Source organism: Streptomyces sp. NPDC060027, assembly GCF_042737005.1.
Classification (GTDB): Bacteria; Actinomycetota; Actinomycetes; order Streptomycetales; family Streptomycetaceae; genus Streptomyces.
This window is the reverse complement of the sequence record NZ_JBHWVI010000124.1, coordinates 1-25,976: the sequence shown is the minus strand read 5'-3', so window position 1 is coordinate 25,976 and position 25,976 is coordinate 1. Positions and strand designations below refer to the sequence as shown.

Sequence of the window (25,976 nt, the reverse complement as noted above, 5' to 3'; positions counted from 1 at the left end):
TATAAGTGACCGGCCCGGAGGAGACTCCGGGCCCGCCCCGCGTTCATGGACGGATCAGCTCACCGGCTCACGGACTCACCGGCTCACCGGCTCACCGGCTCACCGGCTCACCGGCTCACCGGCTCACCGCGAGGGTGAACACGTGCAGGTCCGCGTTGTCCGGGAGTTTGACGCTCTTGATGGTCTTCCCCGCGGGTGCCTGGAAGGGCTGGGTGGCGAAGACGTAGGTGGCCACCGGGTCCTTGTCGGCGCCGGCGACATTGCGGTAGGCCGCCTTGGCGATGGTCTTGTTGCCGTACTGGACGGTGCCGCCCCCGCCGCCGACGGTCCAGTCGGTGAAGGACAGATCGACGGAGTCGGTGCCGCCGTCGGTGTACGTGACGGTCGCCCTGGTCTGCTGGTTGCCGTTCACGGCACTGCCGATGAAGGACAACCGGCTCACGGGGTAAGCCAGTTCGATGGTCTGCGCGGTCGCCGAGGCGTTGTCGGGGCGGCCGGACGGCGAGTTCGGCCAGGTGTAGGCGAGACCGTCCACCGTGCCCTGGGTGCCCGGGGTCAGGCCCACGTCGGCGAGGGCCTGACGGGAGTAGCTCCAGCCGCCGCCGTCGTAGTCGGCCTCGTCGTGGTCACCGCTGTCGTCGGAGACACCGGTGTTGTTGTAGGCCGCCAGGAGGGAGCCCGGGGCCGCGACCGTCAGGGCCACCGGCTGGGCGTACGACGTGTCGGCCGAGGTCACCTTGACCTTGACATCGTAGAACCCCTGCTCGGCGTCGTCGGCGGCGGTCAGGGTGATCCGCTGGGCGCCGTCGGTCACCGTGCCCTCGGCGGGCGTCGCCGTCACCCCGGCGGGCACGTCCACATGGAAGCGGACCTCGGGCCCGGCGCCGCCCCCGAGGGCGAGGGCGCGGATGTCGAGCGCGGTGCTCCCGCCGGGCGCGAGCGTCGCCGCGGTCGGGCCCACGCCGACCTGGTACGGCTGCTCACCCTTGCGGAAGGACGGCGGCGCGGCCGTCTCGGCGCTGCCCCAGCCCTTGTCGGGCGTGCCGGACAGCGTGTAGTCGAGCGTGCCGCCGTCGCGGACGAAGGAGGCCGGGAGCCACGGACGTTCGCTCGTACGGCCGTCGACGCGCAGCGAGTGGACGTACGGGGCGTCCGCGGCCGCGCCCCGGGCCCGGATCTCGATGTCGTCGCCGCCCGGACGCTCGATCTCGATCCTCGGGAACAGCGGCGAGGACAGGGTGAGTTCGCCGCGGGAGGGCACCTGGGGGTACATGCCGAGCGCGGAGAAGACGTACCAGGACGACATCTCGCCGAGGTCGTCGTTGCCGGGGATGCCGCCCGGCTCCGTCGACCACAGCCTGCTCATCGCCGCACGGACGGTCTCCTGCGCCTTGTAGGGCGCGCCCGCGTAGTCGTACAGGTAGGGCACGTTGACCGACGGCTCGTTGTCGAGCTCGGACTTGTCGCCGCCGCTGCCGGTGAACGCCCAGCTGCCGTCCGCGTTGCGGAAGAAGGTGTCGAGCCGGTCGAGGGCCTTGGCGCGCCCGCCCATGGCGGCGAAGAGGCCCGCCGGGTCGTGCTGCACCATCCAGGTGTACTGGGCCGCCGTGCCCTCCACGAAGCCGTTGCCGGTCGCCGGGGTGAAGCCGGTGACCCAGCTCCCGTCGGCCTTGCGGTTGGCGATGTAGCCGCCGCCGGGGTCGGCCGCGATGTTGAAGGTGTTCTGCCACCACTGGGAGCGTTCGGCGAAGTCGGCGGCCGTCTTCCTCTCCCCCGCGGCCGCGGCCAGTTGGGAGATCGCGAAGTCCGCGCCGGACATCTCCAGGGTCTCGGCGGCGCCGCCCCAGGCGTTGGACACGGACGGCATGTAGTGGTGTTCGAGGTACTTGTCGAGCGAGGGCCGCTGGCCGACCGAGAGGACGGGCTTGCCCGCCGAGGAGAGGTCCCCCTCGGTCGGCACGGTGGCCGCCCTGACCAGGGAGGCGAGCGCGCCGCGCAGGTCGAAGTCCGTGCCGCCGAAGGCGCGAATGCCGGCGAGGGCGGCCGGTGACGGGTCGCCGTTCATGACGTGCGTGCCGCTCGCGCCGTGCAGCCAGCGGTCCCAGACTCCCCCGTTCTGCCGGGCGAGTTCGAGCAGCGACTGCGCGATGTCGGAGCCGGTGTCCGGGTTGAGCAGGGTCAGCAGCTGGACCTGGGAGCGGTAGACGTCCCAGCCCGAGAAGGTGCCGTACTGCGCCGCGTGGCCCCGGCTCACGGTGTGCACCTGGTCGTCGGGGCCCCGGTATCTGCGGTCGGCGTCACTGATGACGTTCGGGTGCAGGAGGGCGTGGTAGAGCGCGGTGTAGAAGGTGGTGCGGTCGGTATCGGTGCCGCCGCCGACACCGATCGCGCCGAGCCTCTCGCGCCAGGCCCGGTGGGCGGCGCGCCGCACCGAGTCGAAGGAGCGGGACGACGGGTTCTCGGCCACGAGGTTGGCGGCGGCGCCGGCCTGACTGACGTACGAGATGCCGACCTTGACGTTCACCGGGTCGGCGCCGGGCTCGAACTCCACATAGCCGCCCGCCCCCTTGCCCGCGACGGGTCGGCCGCCCTGCTCGAAGCCTCCGGTGCCGCCGCTCGCCTCGGTGGCCCCGGGGCTCAGCCGGTCGTCCTGCCAGGTACCGGTGGCCTTGAAGTCACGGTCGAAGCGGGCGGTGAAGTAGAGGGTGTAGTAGGAGCGTTGGCCCTCGGGGTCGAGGTAGCCGCAGAAGTTCCCGGAGGTGACCGAGCCGGAGACCGTGCGGGTCTCGGGGTCGATCCGCACCGCCGAGTCGGTCGAGCCGACCTCGGAGTTGGCCGTGCGGATCAGCAGCGAGGCGGGCTTGTCGGCCGGGAAGGTGAAGCGGCCCGAGCCGGTGCGTGCGGTCGCGGTGAGGTCGGCGGTCACTCCGGAGGCGAGTCCGACCTTGTAGTGGCCGGGCTCGGCCCGCTCGTCGGCGTGCGCGAAGCCGGCCGCGTAGACGGCGTCCTTGGTGTCGCTCGCCGGGGAGGAGGTGACCTCGCCCGCGTACGGGAAGAACGGGATGTCGCCGGAGCCGCCCGCGCATCCCGTTCCGGACATGTGGGTGAGGCTGAAGCCCCGGATGCGCGTGGCGTCGTACTGGTAGCCGCCGGGCGCGGCCGTGCGGGTGGCGTCCCCGCGGGTGTTCTCCGGGCTCCAGGAGAGCATGCCGAAGGGCGTGACGGCGCCGGGGAAGACATTGCCGCCGTTCTTGGTGCCGATGAGCGGGTCGACGTACGCGGTGGGGTCCTGGACGAGTTCCGGTGGACCTGACGGGGGTGCGGCGAGCGCCGGAGTGGCGCCGGCGACCGTCAGGGCGACGGCCAGCAGGACGGATGACGGACGGAAACGCATGACGCGGCCCCTCCTCCTTCGGACGGGTCGCGCACCACAGGTCGCACAAGCCGCAGGGACAGTAACGTGCGCCACGGGTACCACGGAAGACCGCCTGTCCGCCGGGACGCGCCCGGCGCACACCCCGATGGCGCCAACGAAGGCGCGGCCGGCGCGCACCTTTCCTGGCGCGGCCCGCGCAAGCTCGGCGGTCAACTGGCTTGACATCGTTGTCCGTTGAGGCGATAGAGTCGTGTGCAGACCGCTAGACAACGTTGTCGCACACCACGGTCGCCACAAGCCGCACCATCCCGGGCAGGGCCTCCCCCGACCCGTCCGGGCTCGCGGACCGGGCGGGTCCGAACCCACCCACCCGGTCCGCCCCGAGCGTCGCTCGTTCAACCGACCCGACAGGGAAGGGCCGTCGACGGATCGTCGCCCGAGCCCGAGACGACGTACCCGAACGTCGCACTGCCGCCCGGACTCAGCGAGCCGTTCCAGTCGGCGTTGTGCACCATCACGTCCTGGCCGCTGTAGGTCGCGTTGCCGTTCCACAGACTGGCGACCGACTGACCGCCGGGGAGCGTCCAGTCGACCATCCAGCCGAGCATCGGGACGTCTCCGGTGTTGGTGACGGTCACCTCGGCCTGGTAGCCGCCGGACCAGCTGTTGGTGGTGCGCCGGGTCGCGGAGCACGCGCCGGGCGGGGGTTCGGTCGGGTTGCCGGGGTCGTGGATTCCCGTGACCTCGCCGTTGCCGCCGTCGAAGACGACGTCGGAGCAGGAGTAGAAGGTCTCCGCACTGTCCGAGCGCTGCCAGACCATGTAGACGATGTGGCGGCCGGTCCTGCCCGCCGGCAGCCTGCCGCTCCAGGCGTAGTTGGCCTCGACCGTGCCCGGGGTTCCGTTGAGCGCCGGGTGATCGACGGTGAGGAACGGCTGGTCCTCCAGGGCGTCCCAGGTGGGCGTGCGGGTCGGGTCGAAGCCGTCCTTGGTGATGTAGACGTAGAACCAACCGGGGTGCGCGGCCCAGGCGTTGTACGCGAAGTCGACGGTCGCACCCGAGGTGAGATGGGTCAACGGCCAGTCGGAGCGCGGCAGATCGAAGCCCGTGAAGTTGGGGTTGCCGCCACTGCACAGCCGACCGTCCGGGACGAAGCCGCGGGTGCGCCCCGCGCCGTCCGAGCGCAGCACCGAGAACCAATTGTAGAACGGCGTGGTCCCGCCGACCTGTTGCGCCGCTCTGCAGGCGGGGTTCACGGGTTTGATCTCGCCGGTACCGGTCAGCCCGTCCTGCCAGCACAGGAACGTGCGGCTGCCGGGCTTCATGGGCGTGCCGTGCGCCTCCGCCCGCCCGCCGGTCATGACGATCAGGGCGAGAGCCGGGAGCGCGGCCAGCAGGGCGAGGAGGACGAGGAAGGCGGACGGGTGGCGGGCGGGGAGCCGTAATCGGGAGAGCGGTCGACGCATTCTTGTTAAGCACATGACAAGGCTGCTCCTTCGGGGGCCGTGCGGGATCGGGGTGAGGTGGGAGCGGCTCCCGGGGCAGGTTCCGGTCCGCCTGATGGGAGCGCTCCCACCTCACTCGGAAATTAGCGCGCGCCGGAACGCCTGTAAACGCCTGGCGCATCCGCACACCCGTGGGTCGCGCCCCGGTTCCCCTGACGCGCCCCGATTTCACGGACGGGCCCCGTTTCCCGGACGCGCCCCGTTTCCCCCTGACGCGCCCCGTTCCCCCCTGACGCCCCCCGTTCCCCGGACGGGCCCCGTTTCCCGGACGGGCCCGTGTCCGAGCTCGCGCTCATCTCCGGGGGAAAGCGGCCGCTTCCCCTCCGGCCCGGGGCGCCGGCATGCGCTCCCCTGCGGCCGGTCCGGCCGGGAGCTCGGGCTCCGCGGCCGGGAGCTCGACGGTGAACTCCGTACGGCCCGGGGCGCTCTCGGCGCGGATCCGGCCGTGGTGGGCCGTCGTGATCGCGGCGGCGACGGCCAGGCCGAGGCCCGAGCCGCCGTGTCCGGGAGAGACGCGGGAGCGGGAGGGGTCGGCCCGGGTGAAGCGTTCGAAGACCCTCGGCAGCAGGGAAGGCGGGATGCCGGGGCCGTCGTCGCGGACCCGGATCGTGCGGGACGTGCCGGTGGCCTCCACCGTGGCCACGATCGTCGTGCCGGCCGGTGTGTGCGCACGGGCGTTGGCCAGCAGGTTGGCCACCAGTTGGTGGAGCCGGGCCTCGTCGCCGACGACCAGGGCCGGGGAGTCCACGAGCAGGGCCAGCCGCCAGGTGTGGTCCTCCCCCGCGGCCCGCGCGTCCCACACCGCCTCGGCGACCAGCACCGCCAGGTCCACCTCCGCCGACGGCAACGGCCGCCCCTCGTCGAGCCGGGCGAGCAGCAGCAGCCCCTCGACGAGGCTCGTCATCCGCGCCGACTCGGCGGACACCCGCCGCCAGGCCAGGGCCGGTTCGATCTGCCCGGTGCCCCGGTTCATCAGCTCCGCGTATCCGGCGATGGACGCCAGCGGCGTACGGAGTTCATGGCTCGCGTCGGCGAGGAAGCGGCGCATGCGTTCCTCGCCGCGGCGCATCTCCTCCTCGACGCGCCGGCGTTCCGCGAGGGAGGTCTCGACGTGGTCGATCATGCGGTTGAGCGCGGCGCCGATCTGGCCGGCCTCGCTGCCAGGGCCGGTGTCCCGTTCGGGTACCCGGGTCAGGCCGGTGACGTCGCCGTGCTCCAGGGGCGAGCGGGAGACCTCGACGGCGGTGGCGGCGACCCGTCCGAGCGGGCGCAGCTGACGCCGGACGACGACCGCGCAGAGGCAGCCCGCGACGGTGAGTCCGGCGGCCGCGACCACCCCCTCGACCACGACCAGACCACGGATCATGTCCCGTACGTCGTCCATCGGGAGCCCGGTGAGCACGGGCCGTCCGCGGCCGTCGAGCGCGGTGACGCGGTAGGTGCCGAGCCCGGGAACCGTCCGGGTGTGCAGCGAGCCGTCCGCCTCGATGCCGGCGAGGGCCGAGCGCTGGGCGGCGCCGAGGTCGCGCGGCCCGCCGGACCCGCTCACCACCTTGGCCGCGATGACGGCCCCGTCGTCGTCGAGGCGGGCGGCGATCGTGCCGATGGGCTGCCCCTGCTCGTCGAGGAGGGCGAGGTCCGTCTCGACGCCCGGCCCGGTGGAGACGCCGCCCTGGCCGCGCTCGGCGGCGTCGCGGACCCGCTGGTCCAGGTTGCCCAGCAGGTAGGCGCGTTGCGCGAGGACCGTGCTGAACGCCGTGGTCACGCACACCGCGACGAGTGCCAGGCAGACGAGGACGAGGAGGCGGCTCCCCAGGGACCGCGTGCGCCGGATCGGCGTGCGCGGAGAGCGCGTCCACGGAGAGCGCGTGCGCGGGGACCGGGTGACGCGGGACCGCCCGCGCGGTCGCGTCCACGGTAGGCGGCGCGCGCTGGGCAGGGCGCTCATCTCCCGCCTCCCGGCGGCCTGGTGGCGTACCCGAAGCCCCTCACCGTGGGCGTCATCGGTGCCCGCCCCTTGCCGGGCCGCGTCGCGGGCAGGGCGCTCCGCCCGCCGGCCGCCGGGCAGAGCCGGCCGGCCGCCTCCGTCGCGGCGGCGGACAGCGGTTCGATGAGCACCGGCCCGTTGTCCGCGGTCGGCACCCGGACCCGGACACGGCCGACAAGAACCCCGGAAGCGCCAGTCATGGGGCGATCGTGTCCCGGCCCGCTGGGGGAATCCTGTGTTCCACCTGAGCACCGCCGATGTCCTGAAACCGACTTCGCGGGCGGACGGCGGAGGGCCGCACCCCCGTCACCGGGGATGCGGCCCTGAACAGCCGAGAGCTGCCTTACAACTGCCTTACCGGACCGCTCAGTTGCGGATCAGGTTGCGCAGCACGTACTGCATGATGCCGCCGTTGCGGTAGTAGTCCGCCTCGCCGGGGGTGTCGATGCGGACGACCGCGTCGAACTCGACGCCGGTGTCGGTGGTGACCTTCACCGTGCGCGGGGTGGTGCCGTTGTTGAGCTCCTCGACACCGGTGAAGGAGAAGGTCTCCTCGCCGGTCAGACCGAGGGACTCGGCCGTGGCGCCCTCCGGGAACTGGAGCGGCAGGACGCCCATGCCGATGAGGTTCGAGCGGTGGATGCGCTCGTACGACTCGGCGATGACGGCCTTGACGCCGAGGAGCGCGGTGCCCTTGGCGGCCCAGTCGCGGGACGAGCCGGAGCCGTACTCCTTGCCCGCCAGGATGACCAGCGGGATGCCCTGCTCGATGTAGTTGCGCGAGGCGTCGTAGATGAAGGAGACGGGGGCGCCTTCCTTCGTGAAGTCGCGGGTGTAGCCGCCCTCGGTGCCCGGCGCGATCTGGTTGCGCAGGCGAATGTTGGCGAACGTACCGCGGATCATGACCTCGTGGTTGCCGCGGCGCGAGCCGTAGCTGTTGAAGTCACGACGCTCGACACCGTGCTCCGTGAGGTACTTGCCTCCGGGGGTGTCGGCCTTGATCGCACCGGCCGGGGAGATGTGGTCGGTGGTGACCGAGTCGCCGAGCTTGGCGAGGACGCGCGCGCCGGCGATGTCCGAGACCGGGGTGGTCTCCATCGTCATGCCCTCGAAGTAAGGAGGCTTCCGGACGTACGTCGACTGCGGGTCCCACTCGAAGGTGTTGCCCTCGGGGATCGGCAGCGCCTGCCACTGGGCGTCGCCCGCGAAGACGTCCTGGTAGGACTTGTTGAACATGTCCTCGCCGATGGCGTTCGCCACGACGTCGTTGACCTCGGCCTCGGAGGGCCAGATGTCGGTCAGGTAGACCGGCTTGCCCTCGGTGTCGGTGCCGAGCGCGTCGCGGGTGATGTCCACCTTCATGGAGCCCGCGAGGGCGTAGGCGACCACCAGCGGCGGGGAGGCCAGGTAGTTCATCTTGACGTCGGGGTTGATACGGCCCTCGAAGTTCCGGTTGCCGGAGAGGACCGAGGTGACGGCGAGGTCGTGGTCGTTGACGGCCTTGGAGACCTCGTCCGGCAGCGGGCCGGAGTTGCCGATGCAGGTGGTGCAGCCGTAACCGACCAGGTTGAAGCCGACCTTGTCGAGGTAGGGGGTGAGCCCCGCCTTGTCGAAGTAGTCGGTGACGACCTTGGAGCCCGGGGCGAGGGTGGTCTTGACCCACGGCTTGCGGGTCAGGCCCTTCTCCACGGCCTTCTTCGCGACGAGCGCGGCGGCGACCATGACGTACGGGTTCGAGGTGTTGGTGCAGGAGGTGATGGCCGCGACCGTCACCGCACCGTGGTCGATCTCGTAGGTCGAGCCGTCGGGGGCCGTGACCGTGACCGGGTTGGTCGGCACGCCGTTGGTGGCGGCCGGGGAGTCGGAGGCCGGGAAGGACTCCTTGCCCGCCTCGTCGTCGTCGGCGACGTAGTTGCGCACGTCGCTCGTGAACTGCTCGGCGGCGTTCGCGAGGACGATGCGGTCCTGCGGGCGCTTCGGGCCGGCGATCGAGGGGACGACCGTGGAGAGGTCGAGCTCCAGCTTCTCGGAGAAGTCGGGCTCGGCGGCCGGGTCGAGCCAGAGGCCCTGCTCCTTGGCGTACGCCTCGACGAGCGCGAGCTGCTGCTCGGAGCGGCCGGTGAGCTTGAGGTACTTGATGGTCTCGCCGTCGATCGGGAAGATCGCGGCGGTGGAGCCGAACTCCGGCGACATGTTGCCGATGGTGGCGCGGTTGGCCAGCGACGTGGCGGCCACACCCTCGCCGTAGAACTCGACGAACTTGCCGACGACGCCGTGCTTGCGCAGCATCTCGGTGATCGTGAGCACCAGGTCGGTGGCGGTCGTGCCCGGGGTGAGCTCACCGGTGAGCTTGAAGCCGACGACGCGCGGGATGAGCATGGAGACCGGCTGGCCGAGCATCGCGGCCTCGGCCTCGATGCCGCCGACGCCCCAGCCGAGGACGCCCAGGCCGTTGACCATCGTGGTGTGCGAGTCGGTGCCGACCAGGGTGTCCGGGTAGGCCTGGCCCTTGCGGACCATGACCGTGCGGGCCAGGTGCTCGATGTTGACCTGGTGGACGATGCCGGTGCCCGGCGGGACGACCTTGAAGTCGTCGAACGCGGTCTGGCCCCAGCGCAGGAACTGGTAGCGCTCCTTGTTGCGGCCGTACTCCAGCTCGACGTTCTGGCCGAAGGCTTCCTTCGTGCCGAACTTGTCGGCGATGACGGAGTGGTCGATGACCAGCTCGGCCGGGGAGAGCGGGTTGACCTTCGCCGGATCGCCGCCGAGCTCCTTGACGGCCTCACGCATGGTGGCGAGGTCGACGACGCAGGGCACGCCGGTGAAGTCCTGCATGATCACGCGGGCGGGCGTGAACTGGATCTCCTGGCTGGGCTGGGCCTGGGAGTCCCAGTTACCGATGGACCGGATGTGGTCGGCGGTGATGTTCGCGCCGTCCTCGGTCCGGAGCAGGTTCTCCAGCAGCACCTTCAGGCTGTACGGAAGGCGAGCCGAGCCTTCCACCTTGTCCAGCCGGAAGATCTCGTACGACTCGTCGCCCACCTGCAGCGTGCTGCGGGCGTCGAAGCTGTTCGCCGACACGACAGTCTCCTTCATTGATGTGCGCGTTCCCACCGCATCCTGCCGCCACAACGTCATGGCCGATCCGCTAAGGTAAGGCTAAGTTAGGTAACCCTTACCGCCGGACGGGCGATGCAGTGCGACTGCGGTACGCCTCGGCAGATATCTCGATGTCGAGATAACTCTAGTACATGGGGGCGGGCAGGTCATGTCCGGGCGCCCTCATGTCCGGCCGATGTCGCTTGTCCGATCCGAGCCGCCCGCCCGGCCGGCGCCGTTCGTCCCACCGGAGTCGCCCTCCGCGCCCCCTGCCGTTTCAGGCGCCCCGCCCCCAGGACTCCCGGGGGGGCGGAGGCAACTCGACCCTCCGGGAGAGAAGTTGACACCCCGGAGTGGGAGGCAGGCACATCGGAGCCGTTTCGGGGTACCCGGTGCCCGCCGGGAAAGCCCCGGCGGACACGACACAGGGGGCACGCATGGCGCTCACCTTCCGCAAGAGCTTCCGCATCCTTCCGGGACTGCGGCTCAACATCAACCGCAAGTCCTGGTCCATCACCTCGGGCGGAAAGAACGGGCCGAAGCGCACACACAGCAGCACCGGACGCAGGACGACGTCGATGGATCTGCCGGGACCGTTCGGGTGGCGCAAGACGACCCGCAAGTCAAAGTGACCCAATAGCGACAAAGAAGCTCAGGATCGACGAACCGTCACGGAAGCACCTCTTCATGACACTCGTCGGCCGCCGGGACGCCCGGCGGCGCCGCTCGGCACGTCACGACCGTGCCACCGCGCCGACGCCGGGCACCCGAACTCCCCCTCGAACACCGCCTGCTGGACCCGGCCACCCGGAAGGCCGCGCTCCATTTCTTTTTATCTCACATCCGATATACGGTCGCGCCATGGCAGACGACTACCTCGTACGTATCGGCAAGCTCATCCGGGACGCCAGGCAACACCGGGGCTGGACACAGTCGCAGCTTGCCGAGGCACTCGGCACCAGTCAGAGCGCCGTCAATCGCATCGAGCGCGGCAACCAGAACATCAGCCTTGAGATGATCGCCCGAATCGGTGAGGCGCTGGACAGTGAGATTGTCTCGCTCGGCTATGCGGGTCCGATGCATCTGCGCGTCGTCGGCGGACGTCGTCTGTCCGGCTCGATCGACGTCAAGACCAGTAAGAACGCCTGTGTCGCGCTGCTGTGCGCCACGCTCCTGAACAAGGGGCGGACGGTGCTGCGCCGGGTGGCCCGCATCGAAGAGGTGTACCGCCTGCTGGAGGTACTCGGGTCGATCGGTGTCCGCACCCGGTGGATCAACGACGGGGTCGACCTCGAGATCGTGCCGCCGAGCGAGCTGGACATGGAGGCCATCGACGCCGAGGCCGCGATTCGCACCCGGTCCATCATCATGTTCCTCGGTCCGCTGCTGCACCGCCTGGACGCCTTCAAGCTGCCGTACGCGGGCGGTTGCGACCTGGGCACCCGGACCATCGAGCCGCACATGATCGCGCTGCGCCGGTTCGGCCTCGACATCGCCGCGACCGAGGGGCTCTACCACGCCCGGGTCGACCGGTCCGTCGCGCCCGGACGGCCGATCGTGCTGACCGAGCGCGGGGACACGGTCACCGAGAACGCGCTGCTCGCCGCCGCCCGCCACGACGGCGTCACGGTCATCCGCAACGCGTCCTCCAACTACATGGTCCAGGACCTGTGCTTCTTCCTGGAGGCCCTGGGCGTACGCGTGGAGGGCATCGGCACCACGACGCTCACCGTGCACGGCGTGCCGAACATCGACGTCGACGTGGACTACTCGCCCTCCGAGGACCCGGTCGAGGCGATGAGCCTGCTCGCCGCCGCCGTGGTCACCGAGTCCGAGCTGACGGTGCGCCGGGTGCCGATCGAGTTCCTGGAGATCGAGCTCGCGGTCCTGGAGGAGATGGGCCTCGACCACGACCGTACGCCGGAGTACTTCGCGGACAACGGCCGCACGCGACTGGTGGACCTGACCGTCCGGCCCTCCAAGCTGGAGGCGCCCATCGACAAGATCCACCCGATGCCGTTCCCCGGCCTGAACATCGACAACGTCCCGTTCTTCGCGGCCATCGCGGCCTCCGCGCAGGGCAAGACGCTGATCCACGACTGGGTCTACGACAACCGGGCGATCTACCTGACGGACCTCAACCGCCTCGGCGGCCGGCTCCAGCTCCTCGACCCGCACCGCGTCCTCGTCGAGGGCCCGACCCGCTGGCGCGCCGCCGAGATGATGTGCCCGCCCGCGCTGCGCCCCGCCGTGGTCGTCCTGCTCGCGATGATGGCGGCCGACGGCACCTCGGTGCTGCGCAACGTCTACGTCATCAACCGCGGCTACGAGGACCTCGCCGAGCGGCTGAACTCGATCGGCGCGCAGATCGAGATCTTCCGGGACATCTGAGCGGCCCTCACACGGACGTCGCCGCGTTCGCCTCCCGGCCAGGGTGTGTACGGGTCGGGAGGTGGTGCGGCGGCACCCGTCGGGGACGGGCTCCCGCACCTCAGCCGACGGCGCGGACCGCGTACCCGACGAACACCGTCCAGGCACCCGCGCCAACGGCCAGCCCGGGGCGGGCGGTATCCTTGGAGTCCCGTACATGGACCTTGTGGAGGCAGGCGGCCACCTCGACGCATTCACCGCCCTCTTCACTGCTGTGGCTGCTCTTTATCCAGAGCAGCCGAGAATCGCCCTGGCTGATGCTGTCGGCCTTCATCGCTCTCCCAGCAACGTATCGACGTACGCCATCGACTCATGCGGCGTGAGCGCCTGTGCCCGGAGGCTGCTGTACTTGGTCTCCAAGCTGCGGACAGATGCCCGTTCGGTGAGCAGCCGGCTCGCGCTCTGTACCTCAACGTACGCGATCCTGCGCCCATCTCCGGTTTCGATCAAGGTGAAAGGGCCGGCCAGACCTGCGTTCTCCTCCCGGTCCAGCGGCATGATCTGCACGTCCACGGTTCGCTTGTGGCCGGCGAGGAGCAGCTGCTCCAACTGCCCGCGCAGCACTTGGCGTCCACCGATCGGTCTCTTGAGGACCGACTCGTCGATGACGAAGGTGGCGAGAGGTGTGGGACGCCGGGCGAAGAACTCCGACGAGCCAGCCGCCCCGCTACGCGTTCGTCGACCGTTGCGTCATCCAGCGGGGGCCGCATCATGCGAAAGACCGCCCGCGCGTACTCCTCCGTCTGCAGCAGACCTGGCACCGCCTGGTTCGCGTACACGTGCAGCTCAACCGCCTCCGCCTCCAACCGAGCCGCATCCCGGAAGAACGCCGGGAACTGGGCCCGCGCGACCTCCTCCTTCATCTCCTGCAAAACGCCACCCGCGTCCAGCAACTCGTCCGCCACGTCGATGAATCGGGGCGGCGGCACCCGCCTCCCCTGCTCGAACGCCGCGATCGTGGATGCCGAGTACCCGGTCCGTGCCCCGACCTCAGCACGCTCCAAACCGGCCCGCAGCCGGAACCGTTTCACCTGCCGTCCGAAGACCCGGAGGATGCCCGACCCCGGCTCCGGCGGCCCGGACGTCTCCGCGTCCGGGTCCAGGCCCGCAGACCCGGTTCCGCCCGGCTCCCGTACAAGTTCGCTCACCCGCCCGCTCACCTCCACCGCCCGTACCGACCAACGCTCACGCTAGAAATCACGTGCCCGTCAGACCGCCGAACCCCGAAAGTTCACCGGAACAAGTGCTCACGGGTCGGTGTCGGCTCAGGGGGCCGCCGACCCGCACGGTCGGCGGCCCCCTGGCCCGTTTCAGCTCGCCGCGATGGTGATGTCCCGCTCCTTGCTCGCGTGGAACGTGGGGAGCGGGAGGCCGCTGCCGCTCAGTTCCATGACCGTGGCCTCGACATGGGCCGCACCCGGGGCGAGGGTGCCCGGCGCGCGCTTCTCCGCGTTGGTCCAGCGGTGCTCCGCGCCGTCGCAGACCGCCGAGGAGCCGCCGATGGCGTGGCGGACCCGGGGATCGCCCTGGGACACCGAGGAGGACACGAACACGGGCCCCGCGGCACCCGTGCAGCGGTAGGTGCCGGAAAGGGTGATGGTGCCGTCGGCGGCGACCGTGCCGGTGGGGTCGACGGTCACCTCGTCGAAGGAGGCGGTACGGGCGACGGCGGACGGGGCGAGAAGCAGGAGCAACGCGGTACCTGCGGCCGCGCCGATGGCCTGGCGGACGAACATGGGAACCTCCTGGAGCGGGGCCTGGAAAGGGCGCTCAACAGGTACCGGTCCGAGGCACCGAGGTCGGTGATCATCACCCCTTTGGTGGCGAGTTGGCACCGTCCGTCTTGGGGACGTCCGAGAGTTGTCCTCGTGTTGTCACGCTTCACGGCCGGCTGTTCCGATGAGTTCGCCGCGAGCGCATGGTCTCTTCATGCGAGGGCGACGACAACGCCGCCGACACTCTTCGCATCCGACGTGGAGGTGCGCCATGTGTTCACACCAGTCTTCGAGCCCGTCCGCGGACACCGCAGCCCCGCACATCGTCTCGGCCCACCCCGAGCAGGGCTGGAACCTCCTGTGCAACGGGGCGATCGTCTTCGACGACAGCGGCGAACTGCTCCCCGACGGCAGCGTGATCGCTCCGCACCGGGTGTTCGCCGAGCAGCTGGCCGTCGCGGCCTGATCCCCGCTTCCCGCGGGCCTACGCCAGCACGGCGAAGCCGTCGAGTTCGACCAGCGCCTGCTCGTCCCACAGGCGGGCGGCGCCGATGACGGCCATCGCGGGGTAGTCACGGCCCGCCAACCGGCGCCAGATACGCCCGAGTTCGGGAGCATGGACGCGGTAGTCGGCCACGTCCGTGGCGTAGACCGTGACCCGGGCGAGGTCGGCGGGAGCACCGCCCGCCGCGCGCAGCGCGGTCAGCAGATTGACCAGCGCCCGCTCGAACTGCAGGGGCAGGGTCTCCCCCACCACCTTCCCGTCCACGTCGAGCGCGGTCTGTCCGGCCAGGAAGACGACACGGGAGCCGGTGGCGACGACGGCGTGGGAGAAGCCGGTCGGCGGGGAGAGCTCGGGCGGGTTGACGCGTTCGGCGGTCATACGGACCCCGTTCCCTGTGTCCATTCAGCGGTCGCGCGGACCCCGTGTCCCCTTGTCCGTCCGGCGGTCATACGGACCCCGTTCCCCGTGTCGGCTGCTCGGCCATCCGGTACAACTCCTTTGCGATGACCGCCCGTTGGACCTCACTGGCCCCCTCGTAGATGCGCGGCGCGCGCACCTCGCGGTAGAGGTGTTCGAGGAGATGGCCGCGGCGCAGCGCACGGGCGCCGTGCAACTGGACGGCCGCGTCGACGACGTACTGGGCCGTCTCGGTCGCGAGCAGCTTCGCCATCGCCGCCCGCCGCGGCACGTCCGCGGCCCCCTCGTCGTACGCCGCCGCGGCCGCGTACACCATCAGGCGGGCCGCCTCGGTGCGCAGCGCCATCTCGGCGACCTGGTGGGCCACGGTCTGCAGGTCCTTCAGGGGACCGCCGAACGCGACGCGTCGCGTCGTGTGGGCGAGGGTCGCGTCCAGCGCGGCCTGCGCCATGCCGACGGCGAAGGCGCCCACGCTCGGCCGGAAGAGGTTGAGGGTGCGCATGGCGACCCGGAACCCGTGGTCGGGTTCGCCGAGGACGTCGTCCACCGTGACGGGTACGGCGTCGAAGGCGAGGGCGCCGATGGGGTGCGGGGAGAGCATGTCGAGGGGGGTGCCGGTGAGGCCGGGGCGGTCGGCGGGGACGAGGAAGGCGGTGACGCCGCGGGCTCCGGCATCGGGCGCTGTGCGCGCGAAGACGGTGTAGAAGTCGGCCTCGGGGGCGTTGGAGATCCAGCACTTCTCGCCGGTGAGCCGCCAGCCGCCGGGGCCGTCCTCGTCCGCCCGGAGCGCCAGCGCGGCCGCGTCCGAGCCGGCGCCGGGCTCGCTCAGCGCGAAGGCCGCCACGGCGGTGCCGTCCGCGACCCGGGGCAGCCAGTGCTCGCGCTGGACCGCGCTGCCGTACGCGTGGACCGGATGGGCGCCGAGCCCCTGGAGGGCCAGTGCCGTCTCGGCCTCGGTGCAGACCTGGGCCAGGGACTCGCGCATCAGGCAGAGATCCAGGGCGCCGGAGGTGAACAGGCGGGAGAGCAGGCCGAGTCGGCCGAGTTCGGCGATCAGCGGGCGGTTGACGTGCCCCGCCTCGCCCTTGTCGGCCAGTGGGCGCAGTTGGTCCGCGGCCAGCGTGCGCAGCTCGGCACACCAGGCGGTCTGCCCCGGATCGAGCGAGAATGCGGTCATTGCCCGTCCCCTCTCCCCATCGGACGCCACCACGTTATCGCGAACCGTTGACTGTCGTCACCAACACGATACGCTCCTTGTGCGAGCCCACCACGACGCCCACCAAGGCAAGGGGGCGAACCGCCATGGACACTGTGGATCCCGCGGATCCCGCAGAGACCTCGGTGCCGGGACTCTCGGCCCACGTCGACACCTTCGCGCGCGACCACCTCCCGCCCCCCGAGCAGTGGCCCGAACTCCATTTCGACCTGCCCGGGCTGCGCTACCCCGTTCGGCTGAACTGCGCCGCCGAACTCCTCGCGGACACCGACCCGAGCCGCCCGGTGTTCCGTACGCCGTCCGGCGACCCGTGGACGTACGGACAGCTGCGTGCCCGTGTCGACCGCATCGCCCATGTGCTGACCGGCGAGCTGGGCGTCGTCCCGGGCAACCGGGTGCTGCTGCGCGGCCCCACCACTCCGTGGCTGGCCGCCTGCTGGCTGGCGGTGCTGAAGGCGGGCGCGGTCGCCGTCACGGTGCTGGCGCAGCAGCGGTCGCACGAGCTGAGCACGATGTGCTCGATCGCGCGGGTGACGCACGCCCTGTGCGACATCCGCTCGGTCGACGACCTGGCCAAGGCGGAGATCCCCGGACTGCGGGTCACGACGTACGGTGGTGACGCCTCCGACGATCTGCTGCTGCGGATCACCGGCGCGCCGGACGAGCCCTTCGACGCGGTGGACACGGCCGCCGACGACGTGGCGCTGATCGCGTTCACCTCGGGCACCACCGGACGGCCCAAGGGCTGTATGCACTTTCACCGCGATGTGCTGGCGATAGCGGACACCTTCTCGAAGCATGTGCTGCGGCCGCAGGAGGACGATGTCTTCGCGGGCAGCCCTCCTCTGGGTTTCACCTTCGGGCTCGGCGGTCTCGTGGTCTTCCCCCTGCGCGCCGGCGCCTGCTCCCTGCTGCTCGAACAGGCGGGCCCCAAGCAGCTGTTGCCCGCCATCGCCGAGCATCGCGTCTCCGTGCTGTTCACGGCGCCGACCGCCTACCGGGCGATACTGGCGGAGCTCGACGACCACGACATCGGGTCGCTGCGGCGCTGCGTGTCCGCGGGCGAGAACCTGCCCGCGGCGACCTGGCGGGACTGGCACGGGCGCACCGGGCTGCGCATCATCAACGGCATCGGCGCCACCGAGCTGCTGCACATCTTCATCTCCGCCGCCGACGGGCGGATCCGCCCCGGCACGACGGGCCTCCCGGTTCCGGGGTGGCACGCGCGCGTGGTCGACGCCGAGGGGACGCCGGTGCCGGACGGCGAACCCGGGCTGCTCGCCGTGCGTGGCCCGGTCGGCTGCCGGTATCTCGCCGACCCACGGCAGCGCGAGTACGTGCGCGGCGGCTGGAACATCACCGGCGACACCTACGTACGCGACCCCGACGGCTACTTCCGCTATGTGGCCCGGGCCGACGACATGATCATCTCGGCGGGGTACAACATCGCGGGCCCCGAGGTCGAGGAGGCGCTGCTGCGGCACCCGGACGTGGTCGAGACGGCGGTCGTCGGGCGGGCCGACGAGGCGCGCGGGCAGGTCGTGGTGGCCTACGCGGTGCTCAAGGAGGGCGCCCACCGGGACGCCGAGGCGCTGCGCGCCTTCCTCAAGTCCGAGCTGGCGCCGTACAAATGCCCCCGCGAGATCGTCTTCCTGGACGCGCTGCCGCGCACCGCCACGGGGAAACTCCAGCGGTTCCGGCTGCGCGAGGAGACAGGTACTGACACACTGTCACCTCCCGCGCCCGAGGGTGACTTGTCCACCGGCGGCGGTTCCAAGTGATCTTCGCGCACTAGAGTGATCAACGTGTCAGAGCAGCACGCCCCCCGGTCCCTCATCGTCACCTTCTACGGCGCGTACGGCCGTTTCATGCCCGGCCCGGTGCCGGTCGCCGAGTTGATCCGGCTCCTCGCCGCGGTCGGCGTGGACGCGCCCTCGGTGCGGTCGTCGGTGTCCCGGCTCAAGCGCCGCGGGCTCCTGGAGCCGGCGCGCACCGCGGCGGGCGCGGCCGGGTACGCGCTGTCGCCGGACGCACGGCAGCTGCTCGACGACGGCGACCGCAGGGTGTACGCATCGGCGTCTCCCGGGGACGACGGCTGGGTGCTCGCCGTCTTCTCCGTACCGGAGTCGGAGCGGCAGAAGCGGCACATCCTGCGCTCGCGGCTCGCCGGCCTCGGCTTCGGCACGGCCGCCCCCGGGGTGTGGCTCGCCCCGGCGCGGCTGTACGAGGAGACCCGGCACACCCTGGAGCGGCTGCGGCTCGATCGGTACGTGGAGCTGTTCCGCGGCGAGCACCTGGGGTTCGCCGCGACGGCCGACGCGGTGACGCGCTGGTGGGACCTGGCGGCCATCGCCAAGGAGCACGAGGCGTTCCTCGGCCGGCACGCGCGTGTGCTGCACACCTGGGAGGGCCGCGCGGACACCCCGTCCGAGGAGGCCTACCGCGACTATCTGCTCGCACTCGACTCCTGGCGCCATCTCCCGTACACCGACCCGGGGCTGCCCGCCGCGCTGCTCCCCGAGGACTGGCCGGGGGCCCGCTCGGCCACCGTCTTCCGGGCCCTGCACGAGCGGCTGCGGGACGCGGGAGCGGAGTTCGCCGGGGTGGCCCCGTGGTCCGGGAACCGGCCGACGGGTGACCCTGCCGTGTGACCTCGACCCCGCCGACCGCCGCGGAGCGAACTCGCAGGCTCCTCCGTCCCCCCTCTCCGCTGTACGCCCGTCAGGCGGTGGGCCGGCTCGGAGGTCCGACCGGGGTGGACGGTTCCTGGCGCCGGGCCGCGCTCACGTCCCCAGGGTGAGGCGGGGTCTGGGGACGTCGGTGCGTCCGGTCTGGGGGCGTCGGCTGCCCGCGCGGTAGGGCATCGGCCAGCCGGCCCCCGGCCCCTCGTAGCCCTGTTCGGCCGCCGCGTGCAGCGTCCAGTGCGGGTCGTAGAGGTGCGGACGGGCGAGCGCGCACAGGTCCGTCCGCCCCGCCAGGATCAGGGAGTTGACGTCGTCCCAGGAGGAGATCGCACCGACGGCGATCACCGGGAGCCCGGTCTCGTGGCGGATCCGGTCGGCGTACGGCGTCTGGTACGAGCGGCCGTACTCGGGGTGCTCGTCCGCCACCACCTGGCCGGTCGACACGTCCACCGCGTCGGCGCCGTGCGCCGCGAAGGCCCGTGCGATCACCACCGCGTCGTCCCCGGAGGTGCCGCCCTCGGCCCAGTCGGTGGCGGAGATGCGCACGGTCATCGGGCGCTCCGGCGGCCACACGGCCCGCACCGCGTCGAACACTTCGAGCGGGAAGCGCAGCCGCTTCTCCAGTGATCCGCCGTACGCGTCGGTGCGCCGGTTGGTCAGCGGCGAGAGGAAACCGGAGAGCAAGTAGCCGTGGGCGCAGTGGAGTTCGAGGAGGTCGAAGCCGCAGCGGGCGGCACGGCCGGCCGCCGCGGTGAACTGCTCGCGCAGATCGGTGAGCTGGGCGCGCGACAGCTCCCGGGGTGTCTGGCTGTCCGGCCTGTACGGGAGGGGGGAGGCGGCCACGAGCGGCCAGTTGCCGTCCGCCAGGGGCTCGTCGATGCCCTCCCACATCAGCCGTGTCGAGCCCTTGCGCCCGGCGTGGCCGAGCTGGAGGCCGATCGCGGTGCCCGGAGCCTGCCGGTGCGTGAAGTCGACGATCCGCCGCCAGGAGTCGGCCTGTCGGCCGGTGTAGATGCCCGCGCAGCCGGGCGTGATGCGGCCCTCCGCGCTGACGCACACCATCTCGGTCATCACCAGTCCGGCGCCGCCGAGAGCCCGCGCGCCCAGATGGACGAGATGGAAGTCGCCGGGGACGCCGTCCACGGCCGAGTACATGTCCATCGGCGAGACGACGACACGGTTGCGCAGGGTCAGACCGCGCAGCCGGAACGGGGTGAACATCGGCGGGGTGCCGGGCGGGCAGCGGAACTCCCGCTCGACCGCGGACACGAAGTGCGGATCGCGCAGCCGCAGATTGTCATGGGTGACGCGGCGGCTGCGGGTGAGGAGGTTGAAGGCGAACTGCCGGGTGGGCTGGCCGAGATAGCGGTCGAGGTTCTCGAACCACTCCAGGCTGGCGCGGGCCGCCCGCTGGGTGGAGGCGACGACGGGCCGCCGCTCCTCCTCGTACGCCGCCAGGGCCTCCGCCGGCGACGGCCGCTCCTCCAGACAGGCGGCCAGCGCGAGCGCGTCCTCGACGGCGAGCTTGGTGCCGGAGCCGATGGAGAAGTGGGCGGTGTGGGCCGCATCGCCGAGCAGGACCAGATTGCCGTGCGACCAGCGGCCGTTGACGATCGTCCTGAATCGCGTCCACGCCGATCTGTTGGCGCGCAGCGGGCGTCCACCGATCGCGTCCGCGAAGATCTTGCCGCACCGCTCGACGGACTCCCGCTCGTCGAGGTCCGCGAACCCCGCGGCCTGCCAGACCTCTTCGCGCATCTCGATGATGACGGTGGAGGCGTCGGCCGCATAGGGGTAGCCGTGCAGCTGCATCACGCCGTGCTCGGTCTCGGCGATCTCGAAGCGGAAGGCGTCGAAGGCGAAGTCGGCGGCGAGCCAGATGTAGCGGCAGCGGTGTTCCGCCACGGTGGGCCGGAAGACCTCCGCGTACGCGGCGCGGGTGAGGCTGTGCACGCCGTCGGCGGCGACGACGAGGTCGTACTCCGCCATCAGATCGTCCACGGGCGGGGCCTCGGCCGTGAAGCGCAGGTCGACGCCCAAGGAGCGGCAGCGTTCGTGGAGGATCTCCAGGAGCCGGCGCCGCCCGAGCGCGGCGAAGCCGTGGCCGCCGGAGGTGTGGCGCGTCCCGCGGTGCACGATGTCGATGTCGTCCCAGCGGACGAACTCGGCCTGGAGCGCCGCGTACACGACCGGGTCGGCGTGTTCGATGCCGCCGAGGGTCTCGTCGGAGAGGACGACGCCGAAGCCGAACGTGTCGTCGGGGGCGTTGCGTTCCCAGACGGTGATCTCGCGGGCCGGGTCGAGGCGTTTGAGCAGGGCCGCGGCGTAGAGTCCGCCGGGCCCGCCGCCGATCACGGCGACGCGCATCGCACCGCCGTCCCCGCTCCGGGCCCTCGTACGCCCATCACTCCCCGCACCCGCACGCCCGGCCCTCGTACGCTCGCCTCTCCCCGCACCCGCACGCCCGCCCCTCGTAGGCCCGTCGGACCCGGCCCCCGTGCGGCCGTCGCTCCCGTCCCCCGGACGGTCTTCGCGGCCCTCGCCTTCGGTGTCCACACGCATCCCGTGCTCACCTCCCCCGCCACTTCGGGGCCCGCTTCTCCGTGAAGGCCGCGTGGAACTCCGCGTAGTCCTCGCCGTTCATCAGCAGGGCCTGCGTCGCGGCGTCCAGCTCGACGGAGGCGGCGAGCGGCATGTCCAGTTCGGCGGTGAGCAGCGCCTTGGTCTGGGCGTACGCCAGGGCCGGACCCTCGGCGAGGCGGCGGGCCAGCCCCTGCGCGCCCTCGTCGGCGTGCCCTTCGTCGGTGAGTTCGCTGATCAGGCCGATGCGCTCGGCCTCGGGCGCCCGCACCGGTTCGCCGAGCATCAGCAGCCGGGTCGCGTGGCCGAGCCCGACCACCCGGGGCAGCAGATAGGCCGCGCCCATGTCGCCGCCGGACAGCCCGACGCGGGTGAAGAGGAAGGCGAAGCGTGCGCTGGGGTCGGCCACCCGGAAGTCGGCGGCCAGCGCCAGCACGGCTCCGGCGCCCGCCGCCACCCCGTGCACCGCCGCGATCACCGGGAACGGGCATTCGCGTACGGCCCGGACGACCTGCCCGGTCATCCGGTTGAAGTCGAGGAGCTGGGCGGTGTCCATCGCGAGGGTCGCGCCGATGATCTCGTCGACGTCGCCGCCGGAACAGAAGCCGCGGCCCTCGCCGGCGAGCACCAGGGCGCGGACGGACCGCTCGCGGGACAGCTCGGCCAGCAGGTCGCGCAGGTCGGCGTAGGCACCGAAGGTGAGCGCGTTGAGCTTCTCGGGGCGGGCCAGGGTGACCGTGGCGACGCCGTCGGTGAGCTCGTACCTCAGATGCCGCCAGTCGGAGGTGCCGGCGGCGGAGCCGGTGAAGGGACTCATGACGTGCGGCCTCCTCGGGCGGGGGCGACGCTCTCTGGCTGTTCAACGAATTTATCACTCATCCGTGACTGTCGTCACGGCCACGCGATACGACGACTTCGCGAAGTGCCGCAACGGTGACGAACGGATGCGTCACGTGACGGTCGCAGGGTGTGAACGGGGGTCCCGAGGCGTGAGATGGCGGTCGCGCGGCGACCGTGGTCCGTCACCGCGTCACGGATCTTCGATAGGCGTGTAACGGCGGGAGCACACGGGGGAGGCGGGCCGTTCGGCTGGGTACACAGCCCCGTATCGGACCGAACGTCCCGAAAGAAGACGGCGGAACCCGGGGGACACACCGTCCGATGTCCCCAAGAAAGCCCACCGAGCGGGTTTGCCCGGTGTCGCCGTACCATTCCTAAGGTTGACAGCAGGACCGCCTGCTCCATGAACGGACCCGCCTTGCACGACACCCCAGCACCCGCCTCCTGGCGCATCGCGCTGCCGCACACCGTGGCGGCCGTGCCCGTCGCCCGCGCCCTGGTCCGCACGGCACTCGCCGAACGGGAACACGCGGCCGACAGCGACACCGCCGAGCTGCTCACCGCGGAGCTGGTCGCCAACGCCGTCGAGCACACCGCGGGCGACGGGCCCATAGAGCTGGTGGTGGAGCTGATGCCGACCGGCTGCCGGGTCGAGGTGCACGACCCCGACCCCGCTCCACCCCTCGACCTCACGCTCCCGCACCCGCCCGGCGAACCCGACCCCTGGCAGGAGCACGGGCGCGGCCTGCTGCTGCTCCGCGCCCTCAGCTCGTCCTGCGGACACCGCCCCACCGACTCCGGCAAGGCGGTCTGGTTCAGACTGCCTGTGGTTCCCGCTCAGCGGCGTCCGATGCTGTAGCGGCCTGCGCGTCGGCTCCGGCGCGGGCGGCGGTCCGGGCCAGCCGGGAATTGCGGCGCCCGTAGAGGACGTACACGAGGAATCCGGCGGCGAGGAAGGCGGCGAACTGGACCCAGGTCGTCCAGCCGGTCTCGTACATCAGATAGAGGCAGAAGCCGACGCCGAGCAGCGGCACCACGGGGTAGAGCGGTACCCGGAAGGTGCGGGCGAGGCCCGGCTCGCGGCGGCGCAGCGCGATCACCGCGACATTGACGGCGGCCATCACGGCGAGTGTGCCGATGGTGCACAGGTTGACCACGGAGTCCAGGGACGCGAAGGCCGCGGGGAGCGCGAAGACGATCGCGACGATCAGCGTGCCGGCGACCGGTGTGGAGGTCCTCGGCGAGACCTTCTCGAAGACGCGCGGGACCAGGCCGTCGCGGGACATCGACATCAGGATGCGGGTCTGGCCGTACATCACGGCGAGCACGACCGAGGCGATGGCGACGACCGCGCCGAAGGCGATCACTCCGCCGCCGACGGTCGAGCCGGTGACCTCGTTGACGACATAGGACAGCGCGGCCGGCCGGCCTCCCACCTTGTCGGCGCCGATGGCGCCGATCGCGGCCAGGGCGACGGCGCAGTACAGCACCGTGACCAGGCCGATGCAGACCAGGATGGCGACGGGGATGTCCCGGCGGGGGTTCTTGGCCTCCTCGCCGGCCGTGGTGATCGCGTCGAAGCCGATGTAGGAGAAGAACGCGGCCGTGGTGCCGGCGCCGATGCCGCCGAGTCCGGCCGGGGAGAACGGCGTGAGGTTGCCGTCCTTGAAGGCACTGAACCCGATCGCGCAGAACAGCACGAGGACGACGAGCTTGAGCACGGCCATCGCGGCGGTCGCCCGGGCGCTCTCGCGCACGCCGCGCACCAGCAGGACCGAGGCCAGCGCGATCACGATCACCGCGGGGAGGTTGACGATTCCGCCGTCGGAGGGGCCGGCGGAGAGCGCGGCGGGCAGCTGCGTACCGGTGAGGCTCGTGAGCAGTTCGTTGACGTACTGGCTCCAGCCGACGGCCACGGCCGACACCGAGACGCCGTACTCCAGGAGCAGGCACCAGCCGACCAGGAAGGCCGTGCCCTCGCCGAGTCCGGCGTAGGCGAAGGAGTACGAGGATCCCGAGACCGGGATGGCGCCGCCGAGCTCCGCGAACGCGAAGGCCGTGAAGACACAGGTGATCGCGGCGAGGATGAAGGAGACCACCACGGCCGGTCCGGCCTGGGCGACCGAGTCGGAGAGTCCGACGAAGATTCCGGTGCCGACGATGGCGCCGACGCCGAAGCAGATGAGTTGGAAGAGCCCCATCGTGCGCTTGAGTCCGTTGCCTTCGAGGTCGGCACCGGATTCGGCGATCAGTTGAGCGGGGGACTTGAAGCGAGGAGCGGGCATGCGGGGTGGTGCTCGTTTCTGGTGGTGCGGGTGCGACCGTAGGGGTGCCCCCCGCTCGAGCGAGGTCGAGAGTTCGGGGGAGAGTCGCGCGGCGGTCCCGGAAGGGATGGTTCCGGGCCGCCGGACATCGTACGGAGAAAATCAGGCCAGCGTGGCGACCAGGATCGCCTTGATCGTGTGCAGCCGGTTCTCGGCCTGGTCGAAGACGACGGAGTGCGCCGACTCGAAGACCTCGTCGGTGACCTCCAGCGAGTCGAGACCGTAGCTCGCGTGGATCTCGCGGCCGACCTTGGTCCCGAGGTCGTGGAAGGCCGGGAGGCAGTGCAGGAACTTGACGTCCGGGTTGCCGGTGGCGCGCAGCACGTCCATGGTCACGGCGTACGGGGAGAGGGCGCCGATGCGCTCGGCCCACACCTCCTTGGGCTCCCCCATGGAGACCCAGACGTCGGTGGCCACGAAGTCGGCGCCCCGCACTCCGTCGGCGATGTGCTCGGTGAGGGTGATGCGGCCGCCGTTCTTCTCGGCGAGTTCGCGGGCCTGCGCGACGACCTCGTCGGCGGGCCAGTAGGCCTGCGGGGCGACTATCCGGACGTCCATGCCGAGCAGCGCGCCCGTGACCAGGTAGGAGTTGCCCATGTTGAAACGGGCGTCCCCCAGGTAGGCGAAGGCGATCTCGCCGATCGGTCTGTCGCAGTGCTCGGTCATCGTGAGGATGTCGGCCAGCATCTGGGTGGGGTGCCAGTCGTCGGTGAGGCCGTTGTAGACCGGCACTCCGGCATAGGCGGCCAGCTCCTCCACCGAGGCCTGGCTGTCGCCGCGGTACTCGATGGCGTCGAACATGCGGCCGAGCACGCGCGCGGTGTCCTTCACGGACTCCTTGTGGCCGATCTGCGAGCCGGACGGGTCCAGATACGTCGTCGAGGCACCCTGGTCCGCGGCCGCGACCTCGAAGGCGCAGCGTGTGCGCGTCGAGGTCTTCTCGAAGATCAGCGCGATGTTCCTGCCCACCAGGTGCCGGGTCTCCGTCCCGGCCCTCTTGGCCGCCTTGAGCCCTGCGGCCAGCTCGACCAGACCGAGGAACTCCTCTTCCGTGAAGTCCAGCTCCTTGAGGAAGTGGCGGCCGGCGAGGGCGGTCGGGACTGTCGCCATGGGGGCGCTCCAGGGATGACGGGGACGAGGACGGGGACGGACGTATGGAATTCTATACGACGCTCGACATTTATATGCGGTCTCCCGTTCGACTCTACGCGGGACCCCTCCGCGCGGCCCTATACGAAGCCCATACGAGCCGCTGGCCCGTACGGCCCAGCGGCCCGTACGGCCCGGGGTCCGGTACC

19 protein-coding genes and 1 pseudogene are annotated in these 25,976 nt (G+C 71.3%); 6 read left to right on the top strand and 14 right to left on the bottom strand.

What is annotated here, in order from left to right; translation table 11 throughout:
* Positions 1–115: 115 nt before the first annotated feature.
* The 5 genes from ACFWBT_RS26970 to acnA all read right to left on the bottom strand — a co-directional run bounded on the left by ACFWBT_RS26970 (position 116) and on the right by acnA (position 9,949).
* Positions 116–3,394, bottom strand: a complete 3,279-nt coding sequence (locus ACFWBT_RS26970; protein WP_385705015.1) for a GH92 family glycosyl hydrolase — start codon at positions 3,392–3,394, stop codon at positions 116–118.
* Positions 3,395–3,771: 377 nt separating this feature from the next.
* Positions 3,772–4,842: a lytic polysaccharide monooxygenase gene (locus ACFWBT_RS26965; RefSeq protein WP_385705016.1), complete on the bottom strand. Its 1,071-nt coding sequence runs from the start codon at positions 4,840–4,842 to the stop codon at positions 3,772–3,774.
* Between the two features lie 331 nt (positions 4,843–5,173).
* Entirely contained in the window at positions 5,174–6,652 is a 1,479-nt protein-coding gene (locus ACFWBT_RS26960) for an ATP-binding protein (RefSeq protein ID WP_385705013.1), read from the bottom strand.
* 173 nt (positions 6,653–6,825) lie between these two features.
* Positions 6,826–7,068: a hypothetical protein gene (locus ACFWBT_RS26955; RefSeq protein WP_385705011.1), complete on the bottom strand. Its 243-nt coding sequence runs from the start codon at positions 7,066–7,068 to the stop codon at positions 6,826–6,828.
* Positions 7,069–7,234: 166 nt separating this feature from the next.
* Positions 7,235–9,949, bottom strand: a complete 2,715-nt coding sequence (acnA, locus tag ACFWBT_RS26950) for an aconitate hydratase AcnA (protein ID WP_385705009.1) — start codon at positions 9,947–9,949, stop codon at positions 7,235–7,237.
* Between the two features lie 455 nt (positions 9,950–10,404).
* Between acnA and ACFWBT_RS26945 the strand changes: the two genes are divergently transcribed.
* Positions 10,405–10,599 (top strand): DUF4236 domain-containing protein, encoded by a 195-nt coding sequence (locus tag ACFWBT_RS26945; protein WP_385705007.1) that lies wholly within the window; start codon positions 10,405–10,407, stop codon positions 10,597–10,599.
* Between the two features lie 229 nt (positions 10,600–10,828).
* Entirely contained in the window at positions 10,829–12,358 is a 1,530-nt protein-coding gene (locus ACFWBT_RS26940; protein ID WP_385705005.1) for a helix-turn-helix domain-containing protein, read from the top strand.
* Positions 12,359–12,458: 100 nt separating this feature from the next.
* Here the strand turns inward: ACFWBT_RS26940 and ACFWBT_RS26935 are convergent, their stop codons facing one another.
* From ACFWBT_RS26935 to ACFWBT_RS26925, 3 genes and pseudogenes are all read right to left on the bottom strand, one after another.
* Complete coding sequence (locus ACFWBT_RS26935) at positions 12,459–12,671, bottom strand: DUF397 domain-containing protein (RefSeq protein ID WP_385705004.1); 213 nt, start codon at positions 12,669–12,671, stop codon at positions 12,459–12,461.
* Positions 12,668–13,500 (bottom strand): annotated as a pseudogene (locus tag ACFWBT_RS26930) (helix-turn-helix domain-containing protein). The gene ACFWBT_RS26935 and the pseudogene ACFWBT_RS26930 overlap by 4 nt, the downstream one beginning before the upstream one ends.
* A 207-nt stretch (positions 13,501–13,707) precedes the next feature.
* The gene (locus ACFWBT_RS26925) at positions 13,708–14,133 is read right to left on the bottom strand and encodes a DUF6299 family protein (protein ID WP_385705002.1); all 426 of its coding nucleotides are present in this window, start codon (positions 14,131–14,133) and stop codon (positions 13,708–13,710) included.
* A 250-nt stretch (positions 14,134–14,383) separates the two neighbouring features.
* Between ACFWBT_RS26925 and ACFWBT_RS26920 the strand changes: the two genes are divergently transcribed.
* Positions 14,384–14,578, top strand: coding sequence for a DUF5999 family protein (locus ACFWBT_RS26920; RefSeq protein ID WP_351535683.1), 195 nt, complete (start codon positions 14,384–14,386; stop codon positions 14,576–14,578).
* Positions 14,579–14,596: 18 nt separating this feature from the next.
* Here the strand turns inward: ACFWBT_RS26920 and ACFWBT_RS26915 are convergent, their stop codons facing one another.
* Positions 14,597–14,995 (bottom strand): RidA family protein, encoded by a 399-nt coding sequence (locus tag ACFWBT_RS26915; protein ID WP_356462753.1) that lies wholly within the window; start codon positions 14,993–14,995, stop codon positions 14,597–14,599.
* 67 nt (positions 14,996–15,062) lie between these two features.
* Positions 15,063–16,211 carry an acyl-CoA dehydrogenase family protein gene (locus tag ACFWBT_RS26910; protein ID WP_385705000.1) on the bottom strand — a complete coding sequence of 383 codons (1,149 nt, stop codon included), beginning with the start codon at positions 16,209–16,211 and terminating at the stop codon, positions 15,063–15,065.
* A 125-nt stretch (positions 16,212–16,336) separates the two neighbouring features.
* Between ACFWBT_RS26910 and ACFWBT_RS26905 the strand changes: the two genes are divergently transcribed.
* Both ACFWBT_RS26905 and ACFWBT_RS26900 read left to right on the top strand, forming a co-directional pair.
* On the top strand, positions 16,337–18,031 hold the full coding sequence (locus ACFWBT_RS26905; protein ID WP_385704998.1) for an AMP-binding protein: 1,695 nt from the start codon (positions 16,337–16,339) through the stop codon (positions 18,029–18,031).
* A gap of 15 nt (positions 18,032–18,046) precedes the next feature.
* On the top strand, positions 18,047–18,901 hold the full coding sequence (locus tag ACFWBT_RS26900) for a PaaX family transcriptional regulator C-terminal domain-containing protein (protein ID WP_385704996.1): 855 nt from the start codon (positions 18,047–18,049) through the stop codon (positions 18,899–18,901).
* Between the two features lie 132 nt (positions 18,902–19,033).
* Here ACFWBT_RS26900 and ACFWBT_RS26895 read toward each other — a convergent pair whose 3' ends face one another.
* Together ACFWBT_RS26895 and ACFWBT_RS26890 are read right to left on the bottom strand one after the other, a co-directional pair.
* Positions 19,034–21,301, bottom strand: coding sequence for a bifunctional salicylyl-CoA 5-hydroxylase/oxidoreductase (locus ACFWBT_RS26895; protein WP_385704994.1), 2,268 nt, complete (start codon positions 21,299–21,301; stop codon positions 19,034–19,036).
* A gap of 202 nt (positions 21,302–21,503) precedes the next feature.
* Positions 21,504–22,331 carry an enoyl-CoA hydratase family protein gene (locus ACFWBT_RS26890; RefSeq protein WP_385704992.1) on the bottom strand — a complete coding sequence of 276 codons (828 nt, stop codon included), beginning with the start codon at positions 22,329–22,331 and terminating at the stop codon, positions 21,504–21,506.
* Positions 22,332–22,757: 426 nt separating this feature from the next.
* Between ACFWBT_RS26890 and ACFWBT_RS26885 the strand changes: the two genes are divergently transcribed.
* The gene (locus tag ACFWBT_RS26885; RefSeq protein ID WP_266763503.1) at positions 22,758–23,213 is read left to right on the top strand and encodes an ATP-binding protein; all 456 of its coding nucleotides are present in this window, start codon (positions 22,758–22,760) and stop codon (positions 23,211–23,213) included.
* On the opposite strand, the gene ACFWBT_RS26880 is transcribed toward ACFWBT_RS26885, so the two are convergent.
* Positions 23,170–24,639 (bottom strand): amino acid permease, encoded by a 1,470-nt coding sequence (locus ACFWBT_RS26880; protein WP_385704990.1) that lies wholly within the window; start codon positions 24,637–24,639, stop codon positions 23,170–23,172. The genes ACFWBT_RS26885 and ACFWBT_RS26880 overlap by 44 nt on opposite strands.
* A gap of 141 nt (positions 24,640–24,780) precedes the next feature.
* Positions 24,781–25,788 (bottom strand): ornithine carbamoyltransferase, encoded by a 1,008-nt coding sequence (argF, locus tag ACFWBT_RS26875; RefSeq protein WP_385704988.1) that lies wholly within the window; start codon positions 25,786–25,788, stop codon positions 24,781–24,783.
* Between the last annotated feature and the right edge of the window lie 188 nt (positions 25,789–25,976).

What these genes read in the sequence shown, in the direction of transcription:
- ACFWBT_RS26910 (WP_385705000.1), bottom strand. Translation starts at nt 16,211, where the DNA reads ATGACCGCATTCTCGCTCGATCCGGGGCAGACCGCCTGGTGTGCCGAG.
- ACFWBT_RS26890 (WP_385704992.1), bottom strand. Translation starts at nt 22,331, where the DNA reads ATGAGTCCCTTCACCGGCTCCGCCGCCGGCACCTCCGACTGGCGGCAT.
- ACFWBT_RS26970 (WP_385705015.1), bottom strand. Translation starts at nt 3,394, where the DNA reads ATGCGTTTCCGTCCGTCATCCGTCCTGCTGGCCGTCGCCCTGACGGTC.
- ACFWBT_RS26895 (WP_385704994.1), bottom strand. Translation starts at nt 21,301, where the DNA reads ATGCGCGTCGCCGTGATCGGCGGCGGGCCCGGCGGACTCTACGCCGCG.
- ACFWBT_RS26885 (WP_266763503.1), top strand. Translation starts at nt 22,758, where the DNA reads ATGAACGGACCCGCCTTGCACGACACCCCAGCACCCGCCTCCTGGCGC.
- ACFWBT_RS26965 (WP_385705016.1), bottom strand. Translation starts at nt 4,842, where the DNA reads ATGCGTCGACCGCTCTCCCGATTACGGCTCCCCGCCCGCCACCCGTCC.
- ACFWBT_RS26880 (WP_385704990.1), bottom strand. Translation starts at nt 24,639, where the DNA reads ATGCCCGCTCCTCGCTTCAAGTCCCCCGCTCAACTGATCGCCGAATCC.
- ACFWBT_RS26925 (WP_385705002.1), bottom strand. Translation starts at nt 14,133, where the DNA reads ATGTTCGTCCGCCAGGCCATCGGCGCGGCCGCAGGTACCGCGTTGCTC.
- argF (WP_385704988.1), bottom strand. Translation starts at nt 25,788, where the DNA reads ATGGCGACAGTCCCGACCGCCCTCGCCGGCCGCCACTTCCTCAAGGAG.
- ACFWBT_RS26940 (WP_385705005.1), top strand. Translation starts at nt 10,829, where the DNA reads ATGGCAGACGACTACCTCGTACGTATCGGCAAGCTCATCCGGGACGCC.
- ACFWBT_RS26935 (WP_385705004.1), bottom strand. Translation starts at nt 12,671, where the DNA reads ATGAAGGCCGACAGCATCAGCCAGGGCGATTCTCGGCTGCTCTGGATA.
- ACFWBT_RS26955 (WP_385705011.1), bottom strand. Translation starts at nt 7,068, where the DNA reads ATGACTGGCGCTTCCGGGGTTCTTGTCGGCCGTGTCCGGGTCCGGGTG.
- ACFWBT_RS26920 (WP_351535683.1), top strand. Translation starts at nt 14,384, where the DNA reads ATGTGTTCACACCAGTCTTCGAGCCCGTCCGCGGACACCGCAGCCCCG.
- ACFWBT_RS26905 (WP_385704998.1), top strand. Translation starts at nt 16,337, where the DNA reads ATGGACACTGTGGATCCCGCGGATCCCGCAGAGACCTCGGTGCCGGGA.
- ACFWBT_RS26915 (WP_356462753.1), bottom strand. Translation starts at nt 14,995, where the DNA reads ATGACCGCCGAACGCGTCAACCCGCCCGAGCTCTCCCCGCCGACCGGC.
- ACFWBT_RS26945 (WP_385705007.1), top strand. Translation starts at nt 10,405, where the DNA reads ATGGCGCTCACCTTCCGCAAGAGCTTCCGCATCCTTCCGGGACTGCGG.